Origin of the sequence: Rhizobium sp. BK313, from assembly GCF_014193655.1 — a bacterium.
Lineage (GTDB): Bacteria > Pseudomonadota > Alphaproteobacteria > Rhizobiales > Rhizobiaceae > Rhizobium.
Map to the genome: position 1 here is coordinate 135,341 of NZ_JACHZQ010000006.1, position 19,520 is coordinate 154,860.

The 19,520-nt window shown below is 62.6% G+C and carries 4 protein-coding genes; all 4 read right to left on the reverse strand.

Annotation, left to right across the window (positions count from 1 at the left end; genetic code table 11):
- Positions 1–2 precede the first annotated feature (2 nt).
- A complete protein-coding gene (locus FHT86_RS27055; RefSeq protein WP_133710118.1) occupies positions 3–16,436 on the reverse strand; it encodes a hemagglutinin repeat-containing protein in 16,434 nt (5,477 codons plus the stop codon).
- A 192-nt stretch (positions 16,437–16,628) separates the two neighbouring features.
- A complete protein-coding gene (locus FHT86_RS27060) occupies positions 16,629–17,186 on the reverse strand; it encodes a hypothetical protein (protein WP_133710242.1) in 558 nt (185 codons plus the stop codon).
- A 60-nt stretch (positions 17,187–17,246) separates the two neighbouring features.
- Entirely contained in the window at positions 17,247–17,711 is a 465-nt protein-coding gene (locus FHT86_RS27065) for a hypothetical protein (protein WP_133710117.1), read from the reverse strand.
- A 20-nt stretch (positions 17,712–17,731) separates the two neighbouring features.
- Entirely contained in the window at positions 17,732–19,507 is a 1,776-nt protein-coding gene (locus FHT86_RS27070) for a ShlB/FhaC/HecB family hemolysin secretion/activation protein (RefSeq protein ID WP_133710116.1), read from the reverse strand.
- Between the last annotated feature and the right edge of the window lie 13 nt (positions 19,508–19,520).

Below are 19,520 nucleotides of genomic sequence, written 5' to 3' on the forward strand. Positions count from 1 at the left end.
AGTCAATTCCCCAAGAATTTCCGCACTTCATTAGGGACCTTTGCCTCGGGTATTGTCCCACTGAAATGAACGGTACCTGCGTTATCCGAGAAATACCTATAATAGCCATCTTCACCCTTTCCATACCATGTCCCAATGCCACCACGAACCGCCCCATCTTCATAAACACTTTGCGCATCGGAGGGCTCTGGAGTCTTAGCTGGGTTATAAAGGGAGCTGCCGACATCATGCGCTTCATTAGCGTTGTACGGAGGTTTGATCCGACTTTCGACAACCGCCGGATTGTACGGACTATCAGAGAGAGCGGGGCTTTCTGTTTCTGGTGCGCGACCAGCCCCAACCATTTGTCGACCAAAAGCATCAACGTCGTCTGGCGTTGGCGCCTCACCTAAGACTCCCCCCACCCGCTGATATTTCTGGTACTCGCCATCGGGCCATTCGTCATCTTCCTGTCCCATCTGGCTGACGAAGATCTTATCTTCGGAGCTGGTAACAATAATCTTGGATCCGGGCTGAACGATGCCAATGATCGTAAGGGCAAGATCGGATGAAACGGCGCCGTATGCGGGGTCGATACCAGAGCAGCCTGTGCCGCTGGCCTGTTTTGCGCAGCTAGCAAGTGCCGCCTGGAGCTCTTTGTCGCCCAGGTGCAACAGAAGGTTGCGCGCTGTCTGACCGTCACCAGACGATATCTGCCGATCGGCGACCATCTTATCGAGCGCATTGCCGATTGCCTGCATCAGCGTCTGGCCGGCATCCACAGCCGCCTGCAGGCTCTGCACCGAGATATACGGCTCGAGATCGATATGCTTGTCCTTGGTGACGACGTTCTGCTGGGCGGGATCGGTATTGATCTGGTCGACCGCTCCCGTCTGTCCGCTCTGTTCTAGCGCCGCCTGCTGATCGGGATTGCGGATGGTGATGTTGCCGGCGCCCCCGCTGCCGCTAATCGTCGCCTTGACCGATTGCTCGACGTCGTCGAGCAGGTATTTGCCCTCCGCACTCGAATTGTTTGTCGTCTGGCCGTTGGCATCCTTACCGCCGTAGAGATCGATATTGGCGTCGACCTGGTAGCCCTGGTACTTCTGCGAACCGACAAAGTCCGACCAGGTCAACGTGCCGGTGTCGAGGTTGACTTGGCCATCGCCGGAGATGATGCCGGAAGCGGCAAGATTGGTGTTGCCGCCGACCGTAATGTTTTGGTCGCCGGTGGAATAGAGCCCGGCCGGCTGATCGATCCAATTGGTCGAGCCCTTGCCGGAGCCGAAGCCCGGCTGCACGCCGCCCAGCGTCAGGCCGCCAAGCGCCGTGCCAACATTGCCTGCCGTCAACAGGTCCTGCCCATCCGTCTTGCCGATCGTCCCTCCGGTGAAGGAGAACCCGAGCGAGGACGAGCTGTTCGACTGGGTGCCGGTATTCGGTGTCGAGACGATGGAAAGATTGCCACCGACCGTGCCGTTTATCGTATCGGCCGAGAAGACGGTGTTGTTGAGCGTCGTGTCGCCCTTCGAGACGAAGGTGATGTTGTTCGAGGCAGTGACGGTGGAGAGGACTTCAGTCGTCGAGGAGCTCGACGATTTCGATTGACCGGCCGAGACACTGGCCGTCGGTGTGATCCCGGTGGCGCCACCAATGCCAACGCCGACCGACACGCCGATGCTGGCCCCGGCCGACTCGCTACGCGAGGAAGCATCGGTCGTCGCCTGAGCGCCGGCCATGTCGATATTATTGGCAGAAATCAGCACGCTGCCATTCATCGGGTCATCGGCATGATCCGGATCAGCGACGGCCGAGATCTGCAGGCCGCGGCTGACGAAATCACCACTGGTAGAAATGTCAACCGAGCTGCCCGATATCGTCGGCAGCACCGGCGTCGAGGTCGAAACCGAGGTCTCATTCTTCGAGTAGGTGAAGCCGGCCGTCAGCGACACGGAGGCAAGATTGCCGGCGCCGATGCTGTCGGTGAGATTGGAGAGCGCCTGATAGGCCTTCAGGCCGGCGAAGGCGACGTTGGCGGCGGAATAGCCATCCGTGACATTGCCGAGCTTGGAGGCGAGGTTCTCGATGCTCTGGCCAGCGCCGACAAAGCTGGAGGACACACCGACGCTGACGCCGGCGAAAAAGCTGGTGGCGACCTCGTCGAAATTGGTGACGTCATTGCCAGAGAGGATATTGACGCCGTTCTGCCCAAAGATGGTGACGCCACCGCCGGCGGCGATCTGGCCTGCCTGGTCGTTAAAGGTGTCGCCGGCCGCAAGCGTGATGTCGCCGCCGGCGTTGATCGTCGACACCGCATTGGTGTCAGCGCTTTGGTTCACCTGGTCGGTGAAGCGACCGGCGCCGATGCCGATCGAGGCACCGCCGCCGCTGGTCGAGACCTGGATGCCGAAGCCGGAGCGCTTGTCGCTCTTCGAGGAATCGTCGCTTTCGTGACCCGGCAGGATGTTGATGTCGCCGGCCGCCTTGCCAGTAACGTCGCCGTTGGTTGCCTCGATCGAGGAGCCGATCACGTTGAGATCGCCCTTGGTCGCATTCAGGGTGATGTTGCCGTTGGCGGCAGTCAGCGTCGAGCCGACATTGTCCGTAGAGCTTTCGCTGGTCGTCTTGTCGTGGCTGCCGTAGATCGAGATAAACCCGCCGCCGGAGCCGACGCCGATGCCGGACTTCTTGGTCTGCTTGTCGCTCTCGTGCTCCTCCTCGGCCCCCATGATGGTGACTGTCGAGCCGGAGAGGCTGAGATTGCCGCCTGCGGCCATCTCCGAGCCGGAGACGACAGTCTCGTTGCCGGCATTGGCGGTGATGTTGCCAGAGGCGGAGATGGAGGAGCCGACGGTGTCTTCGTCATAGGTGTGGGTATGGGTCTTTGACGAGGACAGGAACCCGCTGGACTTGCTGTCGGAGGTGGTCTCGTCCGTATCCTTGCCGGAGGCAATGACGATGTTGCCGGCAGCTTGGATATTGGCATCGGCCGTGTGCGTGGCGTCGCCAGTAGTGACGTCGGAGGCCGAGATGGTGACGTTGCCGCCGGTGGAGGCGATGTTGACACCGGTCTGGCCGGAGATCGACGAGCCCTCGGCCGTCGTCGTTTCCTCGCTCGCCTTTTTCGAGCCGGACTGGCTGGAAGACGAGGCGCTGTCGGTCGCTTCGCCGATGGTGATGTCGCCCTTGGCGATGAGGTTTGCCGTGCCGCCTTGCGCAGCGATGTCGGAGCCGATGACGCTGACGTTGCCATTGTCGGCTTCGACCGTCACGTGGCCGCTGCCCGAGGTGATCGAAGAGCCGTTGTTGGTGAGCGAAGTCGAGGACGATTGGCCGCTCTTGTAGCCGTTGGCGGCACCCGCGATCGTCTTCGATTGGCTCGTCGTCTGGTCTTGGGAGGCGGTGATGGCGATATTGCCGTTGGTCGAGACAAGGCCGAGATTGCCCGCGGCATTGAGCGAGGAACCGGCAATCAGGATGCCCTGATTACCGGACACCAGCATGGCGCCGCCGGCGATGAGCGAGGAGCCCTGCTGCGTCAGGCTGGTGGTCGTGGTGATGGTGCCGCCTTGGGCAAGGCTCAGCTGGTCCTTGTTGAGGACGGTGTTCTCCACGCCGGCCGAGATGATGTTGACCGAACCGTTGGAGGAGAGGACGGAGAGATCGCCGCCGACCTTGGCGGAACTTGCGATGACATTGACGCCGTTCGTGCCGGAGATGTTGAGATTGCCGCCCGTCGTCACCGTGGTGCCAACAAGCGTTTGGACGCCGCCATTGTCCTGCTTGACGGCGCCGACCGTCACGGTCTGGCCGGAGAGCTGAGCCGAGCCGCCGGCCGCCACTTTGGTGCCGGAAAGCGTCAGGCTGCCGGCGCCGGCATCGACCTTCAGATTGCCACCGGCTGTTATGCCGCCATTGGCGGTGACGACCGTCTGGCCGCCGATGTTCATGGTCTGCGCGGCGAGCGTGATGCCGTTGGTGGCATTGAGGTTCATGTTGCCGCCGGCAAGGAAGGCGCCGCCATTGGCCTTGATATCGGTGGCATTGATGGTCATGCCGTCGGCGGCGGCAATGGCCCCGGAATTGTCCACGGAGCCGGCATCGATGCTGACCGTGTTGCCGGCGATGGTGGCCGCAGACGTGGTCTTGGCCCGATCGGCAGCCGAGAGATAGACGACCGGCACAAGTACCTGCGCGCCGTCGACGGTCTCAGTCTGGTAGATCACGATCGATTGGGTCAGCGACGCCGCCTGCTCGGGGGTAAGCGCCTGGCCGAGAGCAAGGCCGTTGGCCTCGGCGTAGGCCACACCATTGTCGAGCAGCGTCTTCATCTGATCGGTGGCGTTGTTGCCGGGGATGAAGGAGCCGGCGCCGAGGCCATCGCCGACCAGTTGCCGCAACTGCTCGTCGATGAGCTGGTTGTCGAAATAAGCGTCGCCAAGGAAGGGAACCTGGGTCTCGGGCGTATAGCCGATACGGTCGATGAAATACCCAGAACCGTAGAACGTCGACACGTCGAGGAAGGCCGCCCGTGTCTCGAACAGGAAGACCTGGCCCGGAACCGTGCCGCCGACGCCACCCGATTGCGGCTTGGCGAGCGAGGCGAGCTGGGTGCCGTTCACTTGCAAGACCTGGGCGAGATTGCCGCTGTTGCCGACGGCAGCCGTGAGCTTGCCCATCAGGCTATTCGGATTAACCGAGGTGTTACCCGCCGTGAGATTATTGCTGCTGATTGCAGCACCGCCGGACGCCGTCAGGCTATTGCCGCTGACCGAAGCACCGCCAGCCGCGGTTACGTTGTTGCCATTGACCGCGGTGCCTCCAGCCGCCGTCAGGCTATTGCCACTAACCGGAGCACCGCTGACTGCCGCCAAGCCGTTGCCACTGACCGAAGCACTGCCTGCCGCCGTCAGGTTGTTGCCATTGACCGAAGCACCGCCGGACGCCGTCAAGCCGTTGCCACTGACCGAAGCACCGCCGGACGCCGTCAAGCCGTTGCCACTGACTGAAGCACCGCCGGACGCCGTCAAATTATTGCCGCTGATCGACGTGCCACCAGCAGCCGTCAGGCTGTTGCTATTGATGGCCGGGCCGCTGCCGATCGCCGGGCCACCACCTGCAATCGACGGGCCGCTTGCGGCGGTCGCACCGCCATTGGCCGCTACGCCTGCCAGTGCGGCATTGACGTTGAACAAGGCGCCGCCCGCCGTCATGCTGTTCAAGGCGCCAAGCGGATTGCTCGCGGTCGCCGGAGCATCGATTGCAACCTGGCCGGCGATCGAACCATTGGCGGCGACGTTGTTGACCGTGCCGCCACCGTTGATGGCGAGCGCGCCCCGCGCCTGGATGACGCCCGACAGGACGCCGATCGCCTGCACGGTCACCGTGGTGCCGGCGGCGATATCCCTCGAAGCGTCACGATTGCCGTTGGGGTTGTCCGAATAGGTCAACGACGAGTCGTTGCTGCCGACGCAAGGATTGTTCGGGCCGCTGCAGTCGGGACCGCCATCGGTGGTGTCGGATTTGATGACGTCCGGATAATATTGGCAAGGTGTACTGCTATCGCAGATCGTTTGCGTCGTGCGGTTCAGCGTCGCGCCGTCATTGGTCAGCGTGCCCGCGACGGTGAGCAGCATGTCGCTGTCGGATTTGATCGAGCTGTAGGCGTTGGTCAGATTGACCGCATTGATGGTCAGGGGACCGCCGGCGCGGATCTTAGCTGAAGCGCCGGCACCCGAGATCAGTTGATCCTCGGTGACGATCTGGTTCACCAGATGATCGATCGTCTCCGTCCAGCCGTAGGTCGGCTCATGTTGTCCCGAGCCAGTGCCGCAACGTGTCTCGCACTTGTAGGTCTCGGTGATCAGGTCGTAGGCGCTGAGAATGGTGTTGGAGATCTGCACATTGCGCTGGATCGTCGGTCCGGAGGTCGTGGTGTTGGTCAGCCCGTTGGTCAGGATCGACATGCTGCCGCCGGACTGAATGAGCCCGGCGGAATTGACGACGGCACCGTTGCGCTGGCCGCCACCCGGGCCCGCAATGGCAAGGCTGTTACCCGCAAGGATGGCGCCCTGGTCATTGGTGAGCACGCCGCCGACGAACAGGTTGGCGTTGTCGCCGGCAAAGACGAGGCCGGAAGGGCTGTTGTAGAAATCGCCGGCGACGTTGAAGGTGAGATTGTTGCCGGCGGCGAGCTGGCCGGTGTTGGCAAGCGACGGCAGGGTGAGCGTCAGATCGTGCGCAGCAAGCAGCGATGTATTGGCGGTAGTGATGAGGCCCGCGGCGGAGATGGCGATGTCGCCGGAGCCGCCGGCATTGGTGACAGTGCTGACGTCGGCGTTGGAGAGGTCGGCATTGCCGGAAAGATTGAGCGCCAGACCCCCGAAGACGAGACTGCTGCCGGAAAGATTGGCGGAGGAAGCGTTGACGATCAACGTGCCGCCGCCCGCGATCCGGCTGCCCCTGGCGCCGGACAGATCGATGGCGCCGGTGTTGATCGTGAGATTGCCGCCGACGCGGGTGGTGTTGGTATAGGATATAGTGCCGGGTGCGGTGAGCGTGGCGTTGCCGAGGCTCTGCAGGCTGGCATAGCCGATGTTCTGCGTTGCCGAGGCGGCGAGATTGCCGCCAGACAGCAGCGCGTTGGCGCTGATGCTGCCGCCGGAGGCGGCAACCGTCATCGCGCCCGTCCGCTGCAGCATCAGGCTGCCGCCGGATGCAGCGTTGGTGGCGGCAAAGTCGACGCCGGACACCAGGGTGTCTATCGTCATCGACCTGGCGGCAAGATTGACGTTGCGAGCGGCAAGCGACTGGCCGGTGAGCGTGATCGCATTGCCGGCGGCAATCGCAAGGTCGCCATGTGCGACGGCATTGGCGCTGACATTGTTCGCCGCATTGGCCGTGATGGTGCCGGCGGCGAGCAGGCTGTTAACGGTCACGTTGCCGGATGTGGCCTTCAAGGTGAGATCGCCGGCCTGGCCGAGGACGATGTTGCCGGACGCCGACTGACCAGTTGCGGGGAAATCGACGCCGGCGACGATGACGTTGCCGCTGATATCCGAGCCGGTGATTGCGACGTCGCTTGCGCCGAGAAGCTGGCCGTTGATCGCGACCGCGCCGGGAGCGGTGGACGAACCGATCGAGACTCCGCCGTGGCTTGTAATGTTGCCGCCCGTGAACTTACTCGCGGCAACGTCAAGGCCGCCCGCTACAATCAGCGTGCCGGCTGTGGCACTTCCTGCATTTATGTCGAGGGCGCCCGTCGGCCCGAGGACAATCGCACCGTTGGCGGACCGGGCGGTGGCAGCGAAGTCGACACCGGTGATAGCTTGGTTGACTTGAACGGTTTGGCCGGAGAGTGAGACGTCGTTGGCGCCAAGGAGCTGGCCGGTGACGTTGACGCTGTTGCTGCCGGCAAGGGTGACGTCGTCGTGTGCCGTGACGGCGCCGGCTGCAATCGTGGCGGCATTGGCGTCAATAGTGCCTGCCGACAGCATGGTCGAGGTCGCGATGCCCACAGAGGCGTCAAGCTGCATGTCGCCGGACTGGCCAAGAACGATATTGCCGCCGGATGCCGTGGTGGCGGCAAAATCGACGCCGGAGATCAGTACCGGGGCGCTGATGCTGCCGCCGTTGATCGCGAGATCGCTGGCCGACAGAATCTGGTTGCTGACGGCGATAGTGCCGGCGTTACCATTTGCGGTGATCGCCACCTTGCCGTGACTGGTGATGCTATCGGCTGTGAGACTTGCTGCCTGGGCCACGAAGTCGCCGGCTGAAAGTATCGTCTGGGCGGCGATATTGCCGGTGGCGGTAAGGTTGATCGCGCCGGACTGCGCGAGCACGATATTGCCGCCCGCCGCATTGGTGGCGGCAAAATCGATGCCGGAGATCAGAACGGGTGCGCTGATGCTGCCGCTGGTGATCGCGAGATCGCCGGCGGCCAGAATCTGGCTCGTCACATCGACGTCGCCGACGATACCAACCGCACCGTGGCTGGTAATGCTACCGGCCTTGAGAGCCGCCGCCTTCGCTTCGAAATCGCCCGCCGAAAGGATCGTACCGGCAACGGCATTGCCGGCGACGGTGAGGTCCATGGCGCCGGAGGGAGCAAGCACGATATTGCCGCCGCTCGCCTCGGTCGCCGCAAAATCGACGCCGGAAACGAGAAGGCCAGCGTTGAGGCTGCCGCCGTCGATCGCGAGGTTGCCGCCTGACAGCACCTGGCCGTCGACGTCCACGCGACCGCTTGCGGTTGTCGTGCCGCTGGCCTTCAGGTCAGTATTGCCATGGCTGGTGATGCCGCCCGCCGTGAGATTGGCGGCTTGAGCGTTAAAATCGCCTGCGGAGAGAAGCGTACCGAGGGTGATGTCGCCGGTGGCTGCGAGCCGCACATCGCCGCTTGCCGACTGGATGATAGTGCCGCCGGCTGCAGCCGTCCGAGCAAAATCGACACCGGAGACGATGGCCCCGGCCTCTATGCTTGACCCGGAGATGCTGACATCGCTTCCACCGAGGATCTGTCCGCCGACATCCACCTGACCGCTTGCAGTCGTCGTGCCGGTGCCCGAAAGCGCGATACTCTTATGGCCAGTGATGGTATCGGCGGTGATGGTCGAACCGCTGGCATCGATGGTGCCGGCGGAAAGGAGTGTCGACGCCTGGGCGTTGCCGTTGACCGCGACCGTGAGGTCTCCGTTCGACGCAAGCACGATATCGCCGCCAGAGGCGTTGGTGGCGTCGAAATCGATGCCGGCGACGACGGTCTGGGCGGAAAGGCTCTGGCCGGTGATCAACACATTGCCGGCGCTGAGGATCTGGCCGCTGATGGTGGTGGCGCCTTGGAGCGTCAGATCGCCATGGGCCGTGACAGTATCGGCGGCAACCGTTGCGCCAGTGGCACTGAGGCTGCCGGCGGACAGCAGCGTGCTGGCGTTGACGCTGCCTGCGGAGGCAAGCGTGAGATCGCCGCTTGCGGTGAGCACGATATTGCCGTTGGCGGCAGCAGTCCCGGCAAAATCGACACCGGAAACGATGGCGCCTGCCTTAATGCTCGGGCCGGAGATGCTGATATCACTGCCACCTAAGACCTGGCCGTTAACGGAGGTGGCGCCGGAAAGCGTGATGTCCTTGTGACCGGTGACGGCATCGACGGTGATGGTCGCGCCGCCGGCATCGATATCGCCGGCCGCCTGTATGGTCGAAGCGGCGATGCCACCGTTCACCAAAACCGTCAGGTCGCCGCTCCGAGCAAGCACGATATCGCCGCCGGAGGCATTGGTGGCATCGAAGTCGATGCCGGCAACGACGGTCTGGGCGGAAAGGCTCTGGCCGGTGATCAACACATTGCCGGCGCTGAGGATCTGGCCGCTGACATCCACGCGACCGCTTGCGGTCGTCGTGCCAGTGGAACCTTTGAGTGTCAGGTCGCCGTGGGCCGTGACGTTGCTGGCGGTGACGGCCGAACCGGTAGCACTGAGGCTGGCGGCCGACAGCAGCGTGCCAGCGTTGACATTGCCGGTGGAGGCAAGCGTCAGATCGCCGCTTGCGGCAAGCACGATGTTGCCATTGGCAGCGGCAGTCCCGGCGAAATCGACACCGGCAACGATGGCACTGGCCTTGATGCTTGGCCCGGAAATGCTGATATCACCTCCACCAAGGACCTGGCCGTTAACGGAGGTGGCGCCGGAAAGCGTGATGTCCTTATGGGCAGTGATGGAGTCGGCGGTGATAGTCGAACCGCTGGCATCGATGGCGCCTGCGGCAAGGAGCGTCGACGCCTGGGCGTTGCCGTTGACCGCGACCGTGAGGTCTCCGTTCGACGCCAGCGCGATATCGCCGCCGGAGGCATTGGTGGCATCGAAATCGATGCCGGCGACGACGGTCTGAGCGGAAAGGCTCTGGCCGGTGATCAGGACATCGCCGGCACCAAGGATCTGGCCGCTGACATCCACGCGACCGCTTGCGGTCGTCGTGCCAGTGGCGCCTTGGAGCGTCAGATCGCCATGGGCCGTGACAGTATCGGCGGCAACCGTTGCGCCAGTAGCACTGAGGCTACCGGCGGACAGCAGCGTGCCGACATTGACATTACCGGAGGAGGCAAGCGTCAGATCACCGCTTGCGGCAAGTACGATGTTGCCATTGGCAGCAGCAGTCCCGGCAAAATCGACACCGGAAACGATGGCGTCGGCTTTGATGCTCGGCCCGGAAATGCCGACATTGCTTCCGCCCAAGATCTGACCGCTGATATCGGTGGCGCCGGAAAGCGTGATGTCCTTGTGACCTGTGACGGTATCGGCGGTAATAGTCGCGCCGCTAGCGTCAATGGCACCGGCCGCCTGTATGGTCGAAGCGGCGATACCACCGTTCACCGAAACCGTCAGGTCGCCGCTCTGAGCAAGCGCGATATCGCCGCCGGAAGCGTTGGTGGCGTCGAAGTCGATGCCGGCGATAACGGTCTGGGCCGACAGGCTCTGGCCGGTGATCAGCGCGTTGCCGGCACTGAGGATCTGGCCGCTGATGGTGGTGGAGCCTTTAAGCGTCAGATCGCCATGGGCCGTGACGGTATCGGCGGCAACCGTTGCGCCAGTAGCACTGAGGCTGCCGGCGGCCAGCAGCGTGCTGGCGTTGAGACTGCCGGCGGAGGCAAGCGTCAGATCGCCACTGCCGGCAAGCACGATGCTGCCGTTGGCAGCGGCAGTCCCGGCAAAATCGACACCGGCAACGATGGCACTGGCCTTGATGCTTGGCCCAGAAATGCTGACGTTGCCGCCGCCTAGGACTTGAGAATTGACGGTGGTGGTGCCGGAAAGCGTTATGCCTTTGTGACCCGTGACGGCGTCGGCAGTAATGGCCGCGCCGCTGGCGTCAATGGTACCGGCCGCCTGTACGGTCGAAGCGGCAATGCCGCCGTTCACCGAAACCGTCAGGTCGCCACTCTGAGCAAGCACGATATCGCCGCCGGATCTATTGGTGGCATCGAAATCGATGCCGGCGATAACGGTCTGGGCGGAAAGGCTCTGGCCAGTGATCAGCACATTGCCGGCACTGAGGATCTGGCCGCTGATGGTGGTGGAGCCTTTAAGCGTTAGATCGCCATGGGCCGTGACGCCGTCGGCGGCAACGCTTGCGCCAATAGCACTGAGACTGCCGGCTGATAGCAGCGTGCCAATACTGACATTCCCGGCCGAGGCAAGGCTCAGACCACCGCCGCCGGCGAGTACGATATTGCCGCCGCTAGCCGCCGTCCTGTCGAAATCGACACCGGAAACGATGGCGTCGGCCTTGATGCTCGGGCCGGAGATGTCGACATTGCTTCCGCCCAAGATCTGACCGCTGATATCGGTGGCGCCGGAAAGCGTGATGTCTTTCTGGCCAGTGATGGTATCGGCGGTAATAGTCGCGCCGCTGGCGTCAATAGCACCGGCCGCCTGCATGGTCGAAGCGGCGATACCGCCGTTCACCGAAACCAGTAGATCGCCTGATGGCGAAAGCGCGATCGCTCCGCCGGAGGCATTGGTGGCATCGAAATCGATGCCGGCGATAACGGTCTGGGCGGAAAGGCTCTGGCCGGTGATCAGCACATCGCCGGCGCCGAGGATCTGACCGTTAATGGTGGCGGCGCCTTGGAGCGTCAGGTCGCCATGGGCGGTGACGCTGTTGGCGGTAACAGCCGTACCGGTAGCACTGAGGCTGCCGGCCGACAGCAGCGTGCCGGCGTTGACATTGCCGGCAGAGGCAAGCGTCAGATCGCCACTGCTTGCGAGCACGATGCTACCGTTGGCGGCAGCAGTCCCGGCAAAATCGACACCGGAAACGATCGCGCCAGCCTTGATGCTCGGGCCGGAGATGTCGACATTGCTTCCGCCAAGGACTTGAGAATTGACAGTGGTGGCGCCGGAAAGCGTGATGTCCTTATGGGCAGTGACAGCGTCGGCTGTGATGGTCGCGCCGCTGGCGTCAATGGTACCGGCCGCCTGTATGGTCGAAGCAGCGATGCCATTACTGACCGACACCGTGAGGTCGCCTGCGTGGCCAAGCACGATCGTGCCGCCAGCAGCTTCGGCGGCACCGAAGTCGATACCGGCGACAACGGTCTGCGCCGACAGGCTCTGACCGGTGATCAGCACGTTTCCGGAGCCGAGAATCTGACCACTGACATCCACGCGACCGCTTGCGGTCGTCGTGCCCGTGGCGCCGCCGAGCGTCAGATCGCCATGGGCGGTGACGCTGTCGGCGGTAACAGCCGTCCCGATCGCACTGAGGCTGCCGGCCGACAAGAGCGTGCTGACGTCAATTGTTCCGCTCGAGGCAAGCGTCAGATCGCCGCTTGTCGTCTGTACGATGCTGCCATTGGCAGCGGCTGTTCTGGCAAAATCGAAGCCGGAAACGATGGCATCGGCCTTGATGCTTGGCCCTGAGATGCTGACGTCATTGCCGCCGAGAATTTGACCATTGACGGTCGTTGCGCCGGAAAGCGTGATGTCCTTATGGCCGGTGACGGCGTCCGAGGAAATGGTCGTCGCGCTGACATCGATAGCGCCGGCAGCCTGCACGGTCGACATCGCCGCGGCGCCGTTGACCAATACCGTGAGATCGCCGGCCTGGCCAAGCGCGATATTACCGCCGGCCGCATTGGTGGCATCGAAGTCGATGCCGGGGGCAAGCGTCTGAACCGTCAGGCTCTGACCGGTAATCGATACGTTGCCGGAGCCGAGAATCTGATCTGCGACGTTGATTGCGCCATTGAGCGTCATGTCGCCATGGGCGCTGACGCTGTCCGCGGTAACGGTCGAACCGGTAGCACTGAGATCGCCGGCCGACAGTAATGTGTCGGCTTTGAGTGCGCCGGAGGCCGTAAGCGTCAGATCACCACCGCCAGCGAGCACGATGGCGCCCCCGGAAGCAGCCGTCGCGGCGAAGTCGACACCGGAAGCGATTGCGCCGGCGGTGATGCTCGAGCCGGAGATGCCGATGTCGCCGCCGCCAAGGACTTGACCGCTGATATCCACGAGACCGCTTCCGGTCGCCGTGCCGGTGGCGCCGGAAAGCGTGATATCCTTATGACCCGTGACAGCATTGGCGGTGATGGTCGCACCGCTGGCATTGATGCTGCCAGCGGCTTGAATGGTCGAAGCCGCCACCGCGCCGTTGATCGCGACCGTCAGGTCGCCGGCCTGGCCAAGAACGATAGTGGCGCCGGCGGCATCGGTGGCGTCGTAGTCGATACCGGCGACGACGGTTTGCGCTGACAGGCTCTGGCCGGTAATCAGCACGTTGCCGGCACCAAGAATCTGACCGCTGACATCCACGTGACCGCTTGCGGTCGTCGTGCCGGCGCCGGCGAGCGTCATGTCGCCATGGGCCGTAACGCTATCGGCAGTAATGCTCGAACCGATAGCCTTGAGATCGCCGGCCGACAGCAGCGTACCGGCGTTGAGCGCGCCGGAGGCCCCAACCGTTAGATCGCCGCTGTTGGTAAGCACGACGCCGCCGCCAGAAGCAGCCGTCCCGGCGAAGTCGACGCCGGAAAAGATGGCGCCGGCCTTGATGCTGGAACCGGAGATGCTGATGTCGTTTCCGCCCAGGATTTGATCATTGACATCCACGCGACCGCTTGCGGCCGTCGCGCCGGTAGCGCCGGAGAGCGTGATATCGTTATGACCGGTGACATCATCGGCGGTGATGGTCGTGCCACTGGCATCGATGCTGCCGGCTGCCTGTATCGTCGACGCCGCAATGTCGCCGTTGACCAGCACCGTCAGATCGCCGGCTGACGAAAGTACGATATTGCCGCCGGATGTGTTGGTGGCATCTAGATCGATACCGGCAACGACCGTCTGGGCGGAAAGGCTCTGGCCGGTGATCAGAACGTTGCCGGCGCCGAGAATCTGGCCGCTAACGGTGGTGGCGCCGTCAAGCGCCAGATCACCATGCGCCGTAACGCTGTCGGCTGTGATGGCCGCTCCATGGGCGCTGAAATTACCCGCGGAGAGCAACGTCCCAACATCGAGCGTGCCGGCTGCCGACAGTGCAAGATTGCCGGTTCCAGCAGCCGTTGACGTGCCAAGCACGATCCTGCCGCCGGCGGCATCGGTAGCGGCGATATCGACGCCGGAGACAATGGCGTCGGCCTTAATGCTCGAGCCGAAGACGCTGACATTACCGGCGCCGAGCACCTGGCTGCTGATATCCACGCGACCGCTCGTGGTCGTCGTGCCAGTGGCACCAGTGAGCGTAATGTTCTTGTGGCCCGTAATGGTATCAGCGGTGATTGCCTGGCCGACAGCGTTGATCGCACCGGCCGCAAGCATGGTTCCCGCCTGGATCGCGCCGGCGCTGTCGTTGACGGTCAGATCGCCACTCTGCGTAAGCACAATATTGCCGCCGGCGGCCTTGGTCGCTGCAAAGTCGACGCCGGAGGCGAGAAGATCGGCGCTGACACCATTGCCGTTGCCATTGATGGTGACATCACCGGCGCTGAGCAACTGATCGGAAACATCGACGCCGCCATCGATGTCGACATTGCCGTGGCTCGTGAGAGCGTTTGCCTGCAGCAGCGTTGCCTGGGCATTAAGATCGCCGGCCGACAGCAGCGTGCCGACAACGATCGTGCCGGCGCCGGCGTTCAGATCGAGGGTGCCGGCCGGACCGAGAACGATGTTGCCACCCGCTGCATCGGTGGCGGCAAAGTCGACGCCGGAAGCGATTGTCGCCGCCTCTATGCCTTGGCCGTCTACGGATACATCACCGGAAGCGAGGAGCTGGCCGGCGACATCCACGCGACCGCTGGCGGTTGTGGTGCCGGTGGCGGCATCGATGCTGACGGCGCCGTTGGCCGTCAGGCTGTCGGCTGACAGTGAGGCGGCGTTGATCGCCACATTGCCGGACGAGAGCAAGCCGGCCGTGCTGATCGCGCCATTGGCCGTCAATTGCAGGTCGGCGGCGCTCGCCAGCACGGTCTTGCCGTTCGCAGCCGCCTGTGTGGCGGCGATATCGAGGCCGGAAGCGATCATGCCGGTCGACATCGAACGACCGGTGGCCGCAATCTTGCCCTGCGCAAACACATTGCCGGAGACGACGATGTCGAGGCCGGCGTTGAGGCCGATATTGCCATGGCTCAAGAGCGACGTAGCCGTGATCGTACCGGATGCCGCAGCGATCGAAAGCGCGCTATTGCTGCTGGCAGCACCCGTGAGGCTGACATTACCGGCCGAGGCCGACAGCGCTGCTGCACCACCGGCCGTCACATTGGCGGCGGAAATGCCGCCTGCAGACGTCATCTGCACATTGGCCGCGCTGTTGGTATCGCTCGCCACGCTCAGGAGGCCGGAGCCACTCGACAAAACGATATCGCTGTCGGCTGCCACCGATTGCAGCGTGATGCCCTGATCGGCCTGAACGGCGATCTTTGCCTTTGAGCTCACCTTGGCAGCCGTCACCTTGGACTTCGAGGTGATCGTGACACCTTGAGCACCCGACGCGTTGCCGATCGAGATCTTGCCGTCTGATGACAGTGACAGTTCGCCGCCATTGGCGGCCATGTCGCCGCTCATGTTGACGCCAGCGCCTTTCTCGGTGACGACTACCTTGATGCGGTCGGCCTGCATGGCGCCGAGCGCCGTGCCGTCGATCGCGTATTCCGGTGTGCCGGATGTGGCCGAAAGCGCCGTCGCCTCGCCGGTGGCATAGTCATATTTGCTGGCGCCGGCCGTCAGGCGCAGTGTCCTGCCATAGACAGGGCCGTTGACGTGAATGCTGCGGGAGACCACGTCAAAGAGATCGACCGCGCCGGGGCCGGCGGCGAAGTTGCCGCCATTGCCCTGAAAGGTGACGTCGCCGCCATTGACGGTAAAACCCGTCAGGCTTCCGTCGGCGCCGATATTAGGCACGCCGGTCGTCAAGGTGGCATGCGGCGTGTTGATGAAGCCGCAGCCGTCGCAGGTAATGCCGTTTGGATTAGCGATAACGACGTCGGCCTTGGTCCCGAAGATTTCCGTCGGGCCATTCAGCGCCGAGCGGTTGCCGCTGGTGACTTCGTTCAGGATGACCGAGGCCGGGTTCGACGCATTGAGGTTCGGATTGCCCGGCGTTGCGCCACCGAGATTGGAGATGCCGACCTCGCCCTTGTAGTTGTTGAGGATGACGCCTTGGGCGCCAACGTTGAAGTTGTCATATTTGTTGTGTGAAAGACCGGCAGCGTTGGGCGTGACGATATCGATCAGCGGCACGCCGTTCGGGGCAGCACCGACACTTGGCTGGTTGGCGGCGGGCGCGGTGGTGCTCGCGGAGACCGACTGGGCATTGGCGATGGTGGGCTGAAGAACAAGCAGCCCACTCAACAGCAGCGCCAGCGACTGGTGGGCAAGGCGCGTGAGCCGGCGGAACGAGCCGCCCTCGCCTGCTTCTATGCCGCGTTCTGCTGTCGCGGGCTTACGCCGCACGATCGTCCTGCTCATGGCACGCCTTCCGGTGCGTGATTCTTACGGCGACTGAATATCGCCGTGGTTGTGGTGGCATGCAGAGCGAGACCATGGCTTCGGGATGGGAGGCAACGTCGGCATGTGGTTGAGGTAAATGGATTTAAAACAAAAACGTGCTATTTGCTGCTTCAGGCGCCCTGCCTTTGGCAGGGCAACCTGTCGTGTGCTCTATTTCTTCACCAGCAGCCACTGCTTGACCTGATGCGTGAATGCATTCGCCAGCCGCTGCGCCAGGATATCTTCCGGCCCCGCCGCCTCTGCCGCATTGACGGCCATGGCCACAAATATTCCAAGCCCCTCTCCGCGCATGCCTGAATTGCCGGCGACAACATTCGGCTCTTCCGCGATGAGGCGACCAGTCTTGGCGTCTTCAAGCCTGACCGTCGCCGCGATGTCGCTGTCGCTGTGAATGAGGATGCGGCCAGCCTTGGTGCTCAAATCGACGACATGCAGGGTGACGACCAGTCGCGCATGTGTGGGGCCGCCGGGCAGGCCGATCAGTTCCTTCTCCATCGCGTTCTTCAGCGTACGAACGACAAGAGAAAGCTGCGGATCGGGTTTACCTTCAGTGAACAGGCCCGTCATCTTCACGTCAGGCGCTGTCTCGATACGGATTTCGCGCACCGAAGTTTGCTGAAGTGCCGCGATCAGCCGTGGATCGGTGGTGACACAGGAGGCAAGCATGGTCACGAGAAGCAAGGCTATCCCGCAAGACGCGCACCGCATCGACCGCACACTGAAGTTGCTGATATCGGACATCAAACGCATGGACATCATCACGCCACCTCAGCCGTCTCTCTTGGCCGGTGTCGTCTTCACACCGCCGTCGAGCTTCTTGTAGACTTCGCCCAATTGCGACTTGGGCACCGGGCACTTCCGCGAACGGGCAAGCTCGGTCAGCACCTGGTTGCGATTGCGCAAGGCGTCAATTTCGACCTTCTCTGGTGATTTGGGATCCATGAAGAATAACGCCGGCCAGAAGAGAAGAACGCCGGTGGCGCCGAGAATGACGTTTTTGCCTTGAGCTTGCGAGCGCTCCTTAACAGTCACGAGGATCTGGCGTTCGTTGGCTTCGAATTCGCGCGAGATCCCGCCGCAATCCATCCGGCTGTCGCCGACGTTGGTCGACGCGATCGGATGCGCTTCGCGGCCGCCGCAGCTCGAAAGCGCGATGGCACAACAGAGAAGCGCCGCCGCGGGAAGCGATGCCGAAGGTACCGTCTTGTTATCTTTCTGAATGAATAAGCCCATGATTTTCCTCTAAATATTAGTTACCAATGAACAGAGGAGCTGACGAAAAACAGCCCCGCATTCTTTTTATCGACAGTGCCGGCCAGCACGTCGGAATAGCCGATGTCGAGATTGAGATTGCCGCCGGCGAGCTTGGCACCAACCGTCCAGCCAAGCATGTCGCCGCCCTTGATCTGATACCGTGCTTGTGAGGCGATCCGCCCGTAGTCGAGCCCGACATAGGGACGCAACTCACCGAAGATTTTTGAAAGGGCGGCATTGTCGGCGAAGGGCTGCGTACGCCAGACCAGATCACTGCGGTCGAAAAAGCCGTTGTTGCCGTAAAGCATGGTCTCACGCGTGCCGCGGACGGTGGAATAGCTGCCGAGCGAGATCTGTTCGGCGCCAAACAGATTGTCAGGCGAATATTGTCCGGTCAGGATTGAATCGACTTCGAAGCGCTGTTCGCCGAGCTGGAACGGCCGGGTCATGGTGATCGTGCCGGTGAACTTCGAGAACCGCGGATCGGCGTCGCCTGCCCCAACATCACCCGGGTCGACGGCGTCGAACAGGTTGAGACCCTGGCCATAGGAAAGATCGAAGACCCAGAGGCCTCCAAGCATGCGTCGCGAGTGCGAAAGGCCGAGGTCGCCCACCGTATATTTGCGGCTGCCGACCTCGATCTTGCTGCCGAGCAGGAAATTGTTGGTTTCCTTGTAGGTCAGCCCGCTGTTGAAGGTGGTGATCGAATCCTTGTCACGGAAGATGACGCGGTCGGCACCGACGCCAAGCTGCTTGGAATTGCCCGAGGTGTGCAATGTTCCGAAATTGCCGGGAACCGAGCTGTCATAGCCGTACCAGGCACCGTTTGCAGAGAGTGTCCAATAGCCGTAGGGGACGCTGACATTGCCGGTATAGCTATCGCTCCTGCCCTGGCCGTCGTCACGCCAGGGATAGCCCGGGCCTGTGTGCTCGTAGCCAAAGCTCCACTGATCATTCACGCCGAAGAGATTGTCATAGCCGAACGAGGCCGAACTCTTGGAATAGCCCGTCTGCTGCTGGCCGAGATTGCTGTTGCCGACGGAGACATGCCAGGGATGACTGGGCTTGTTCTCGATGTTGAGGATCGATGTGCCGTTGATCTTGCCCGGCAGCATCGCCGTCTTGGCGTTATTGGAATTCAGCCGGTTGATCTGGTCGAGGCCCTGCTCAATATCTCGCAGATTGACGATATGGTCTTTCATGCCGGGAAATGCGGTGGCAAGCACGCCGGAGCCCGGCGCCGGCTTGCCGTTGATATAGATGTCGGCAAGCGTGCCCTCGACGGAGACCAGACGTAACATCTTGGTCTTGGCAATGTCTTGCGCCGGCACGAAGACGCGCGAGGTGACGAAACCCCTGTCGAGATAAAGATAGGTCAGATCGCGCAACAAGGTGTTGATTTCGCCGACGCCGATGCATCGGTTGCGATAGCGTGCCGTGACTTTGTCGACATCGGCGGCTGGGAAATGTTTGACCCCCTCCACCTCAACATCGGTGATCGGGAAACACGGGCCCCCTTTTTGCCCGCCATCTACTTGCCGTTGATCGACCGGCGCCTCCGATGGCTTCGGCGTGCTCTTGCGCAGCGCGTCGAGGCGCTGTTGCTCATTCTGCTGCGCCTGCCGGCGCGCGAAATCGTCATTTGGCGATTGCTGCGCAGCCGCTATCGATGCCGCCAAAGCTGTCGTGAGCAACACAATGACACCCATGATGTAGGAGGACATTGTGAAGGCAAGGCTGCGCTGGGCAGCCGTCGGTCGCCGGGCCGATGTCATGGGATCGTTCGGG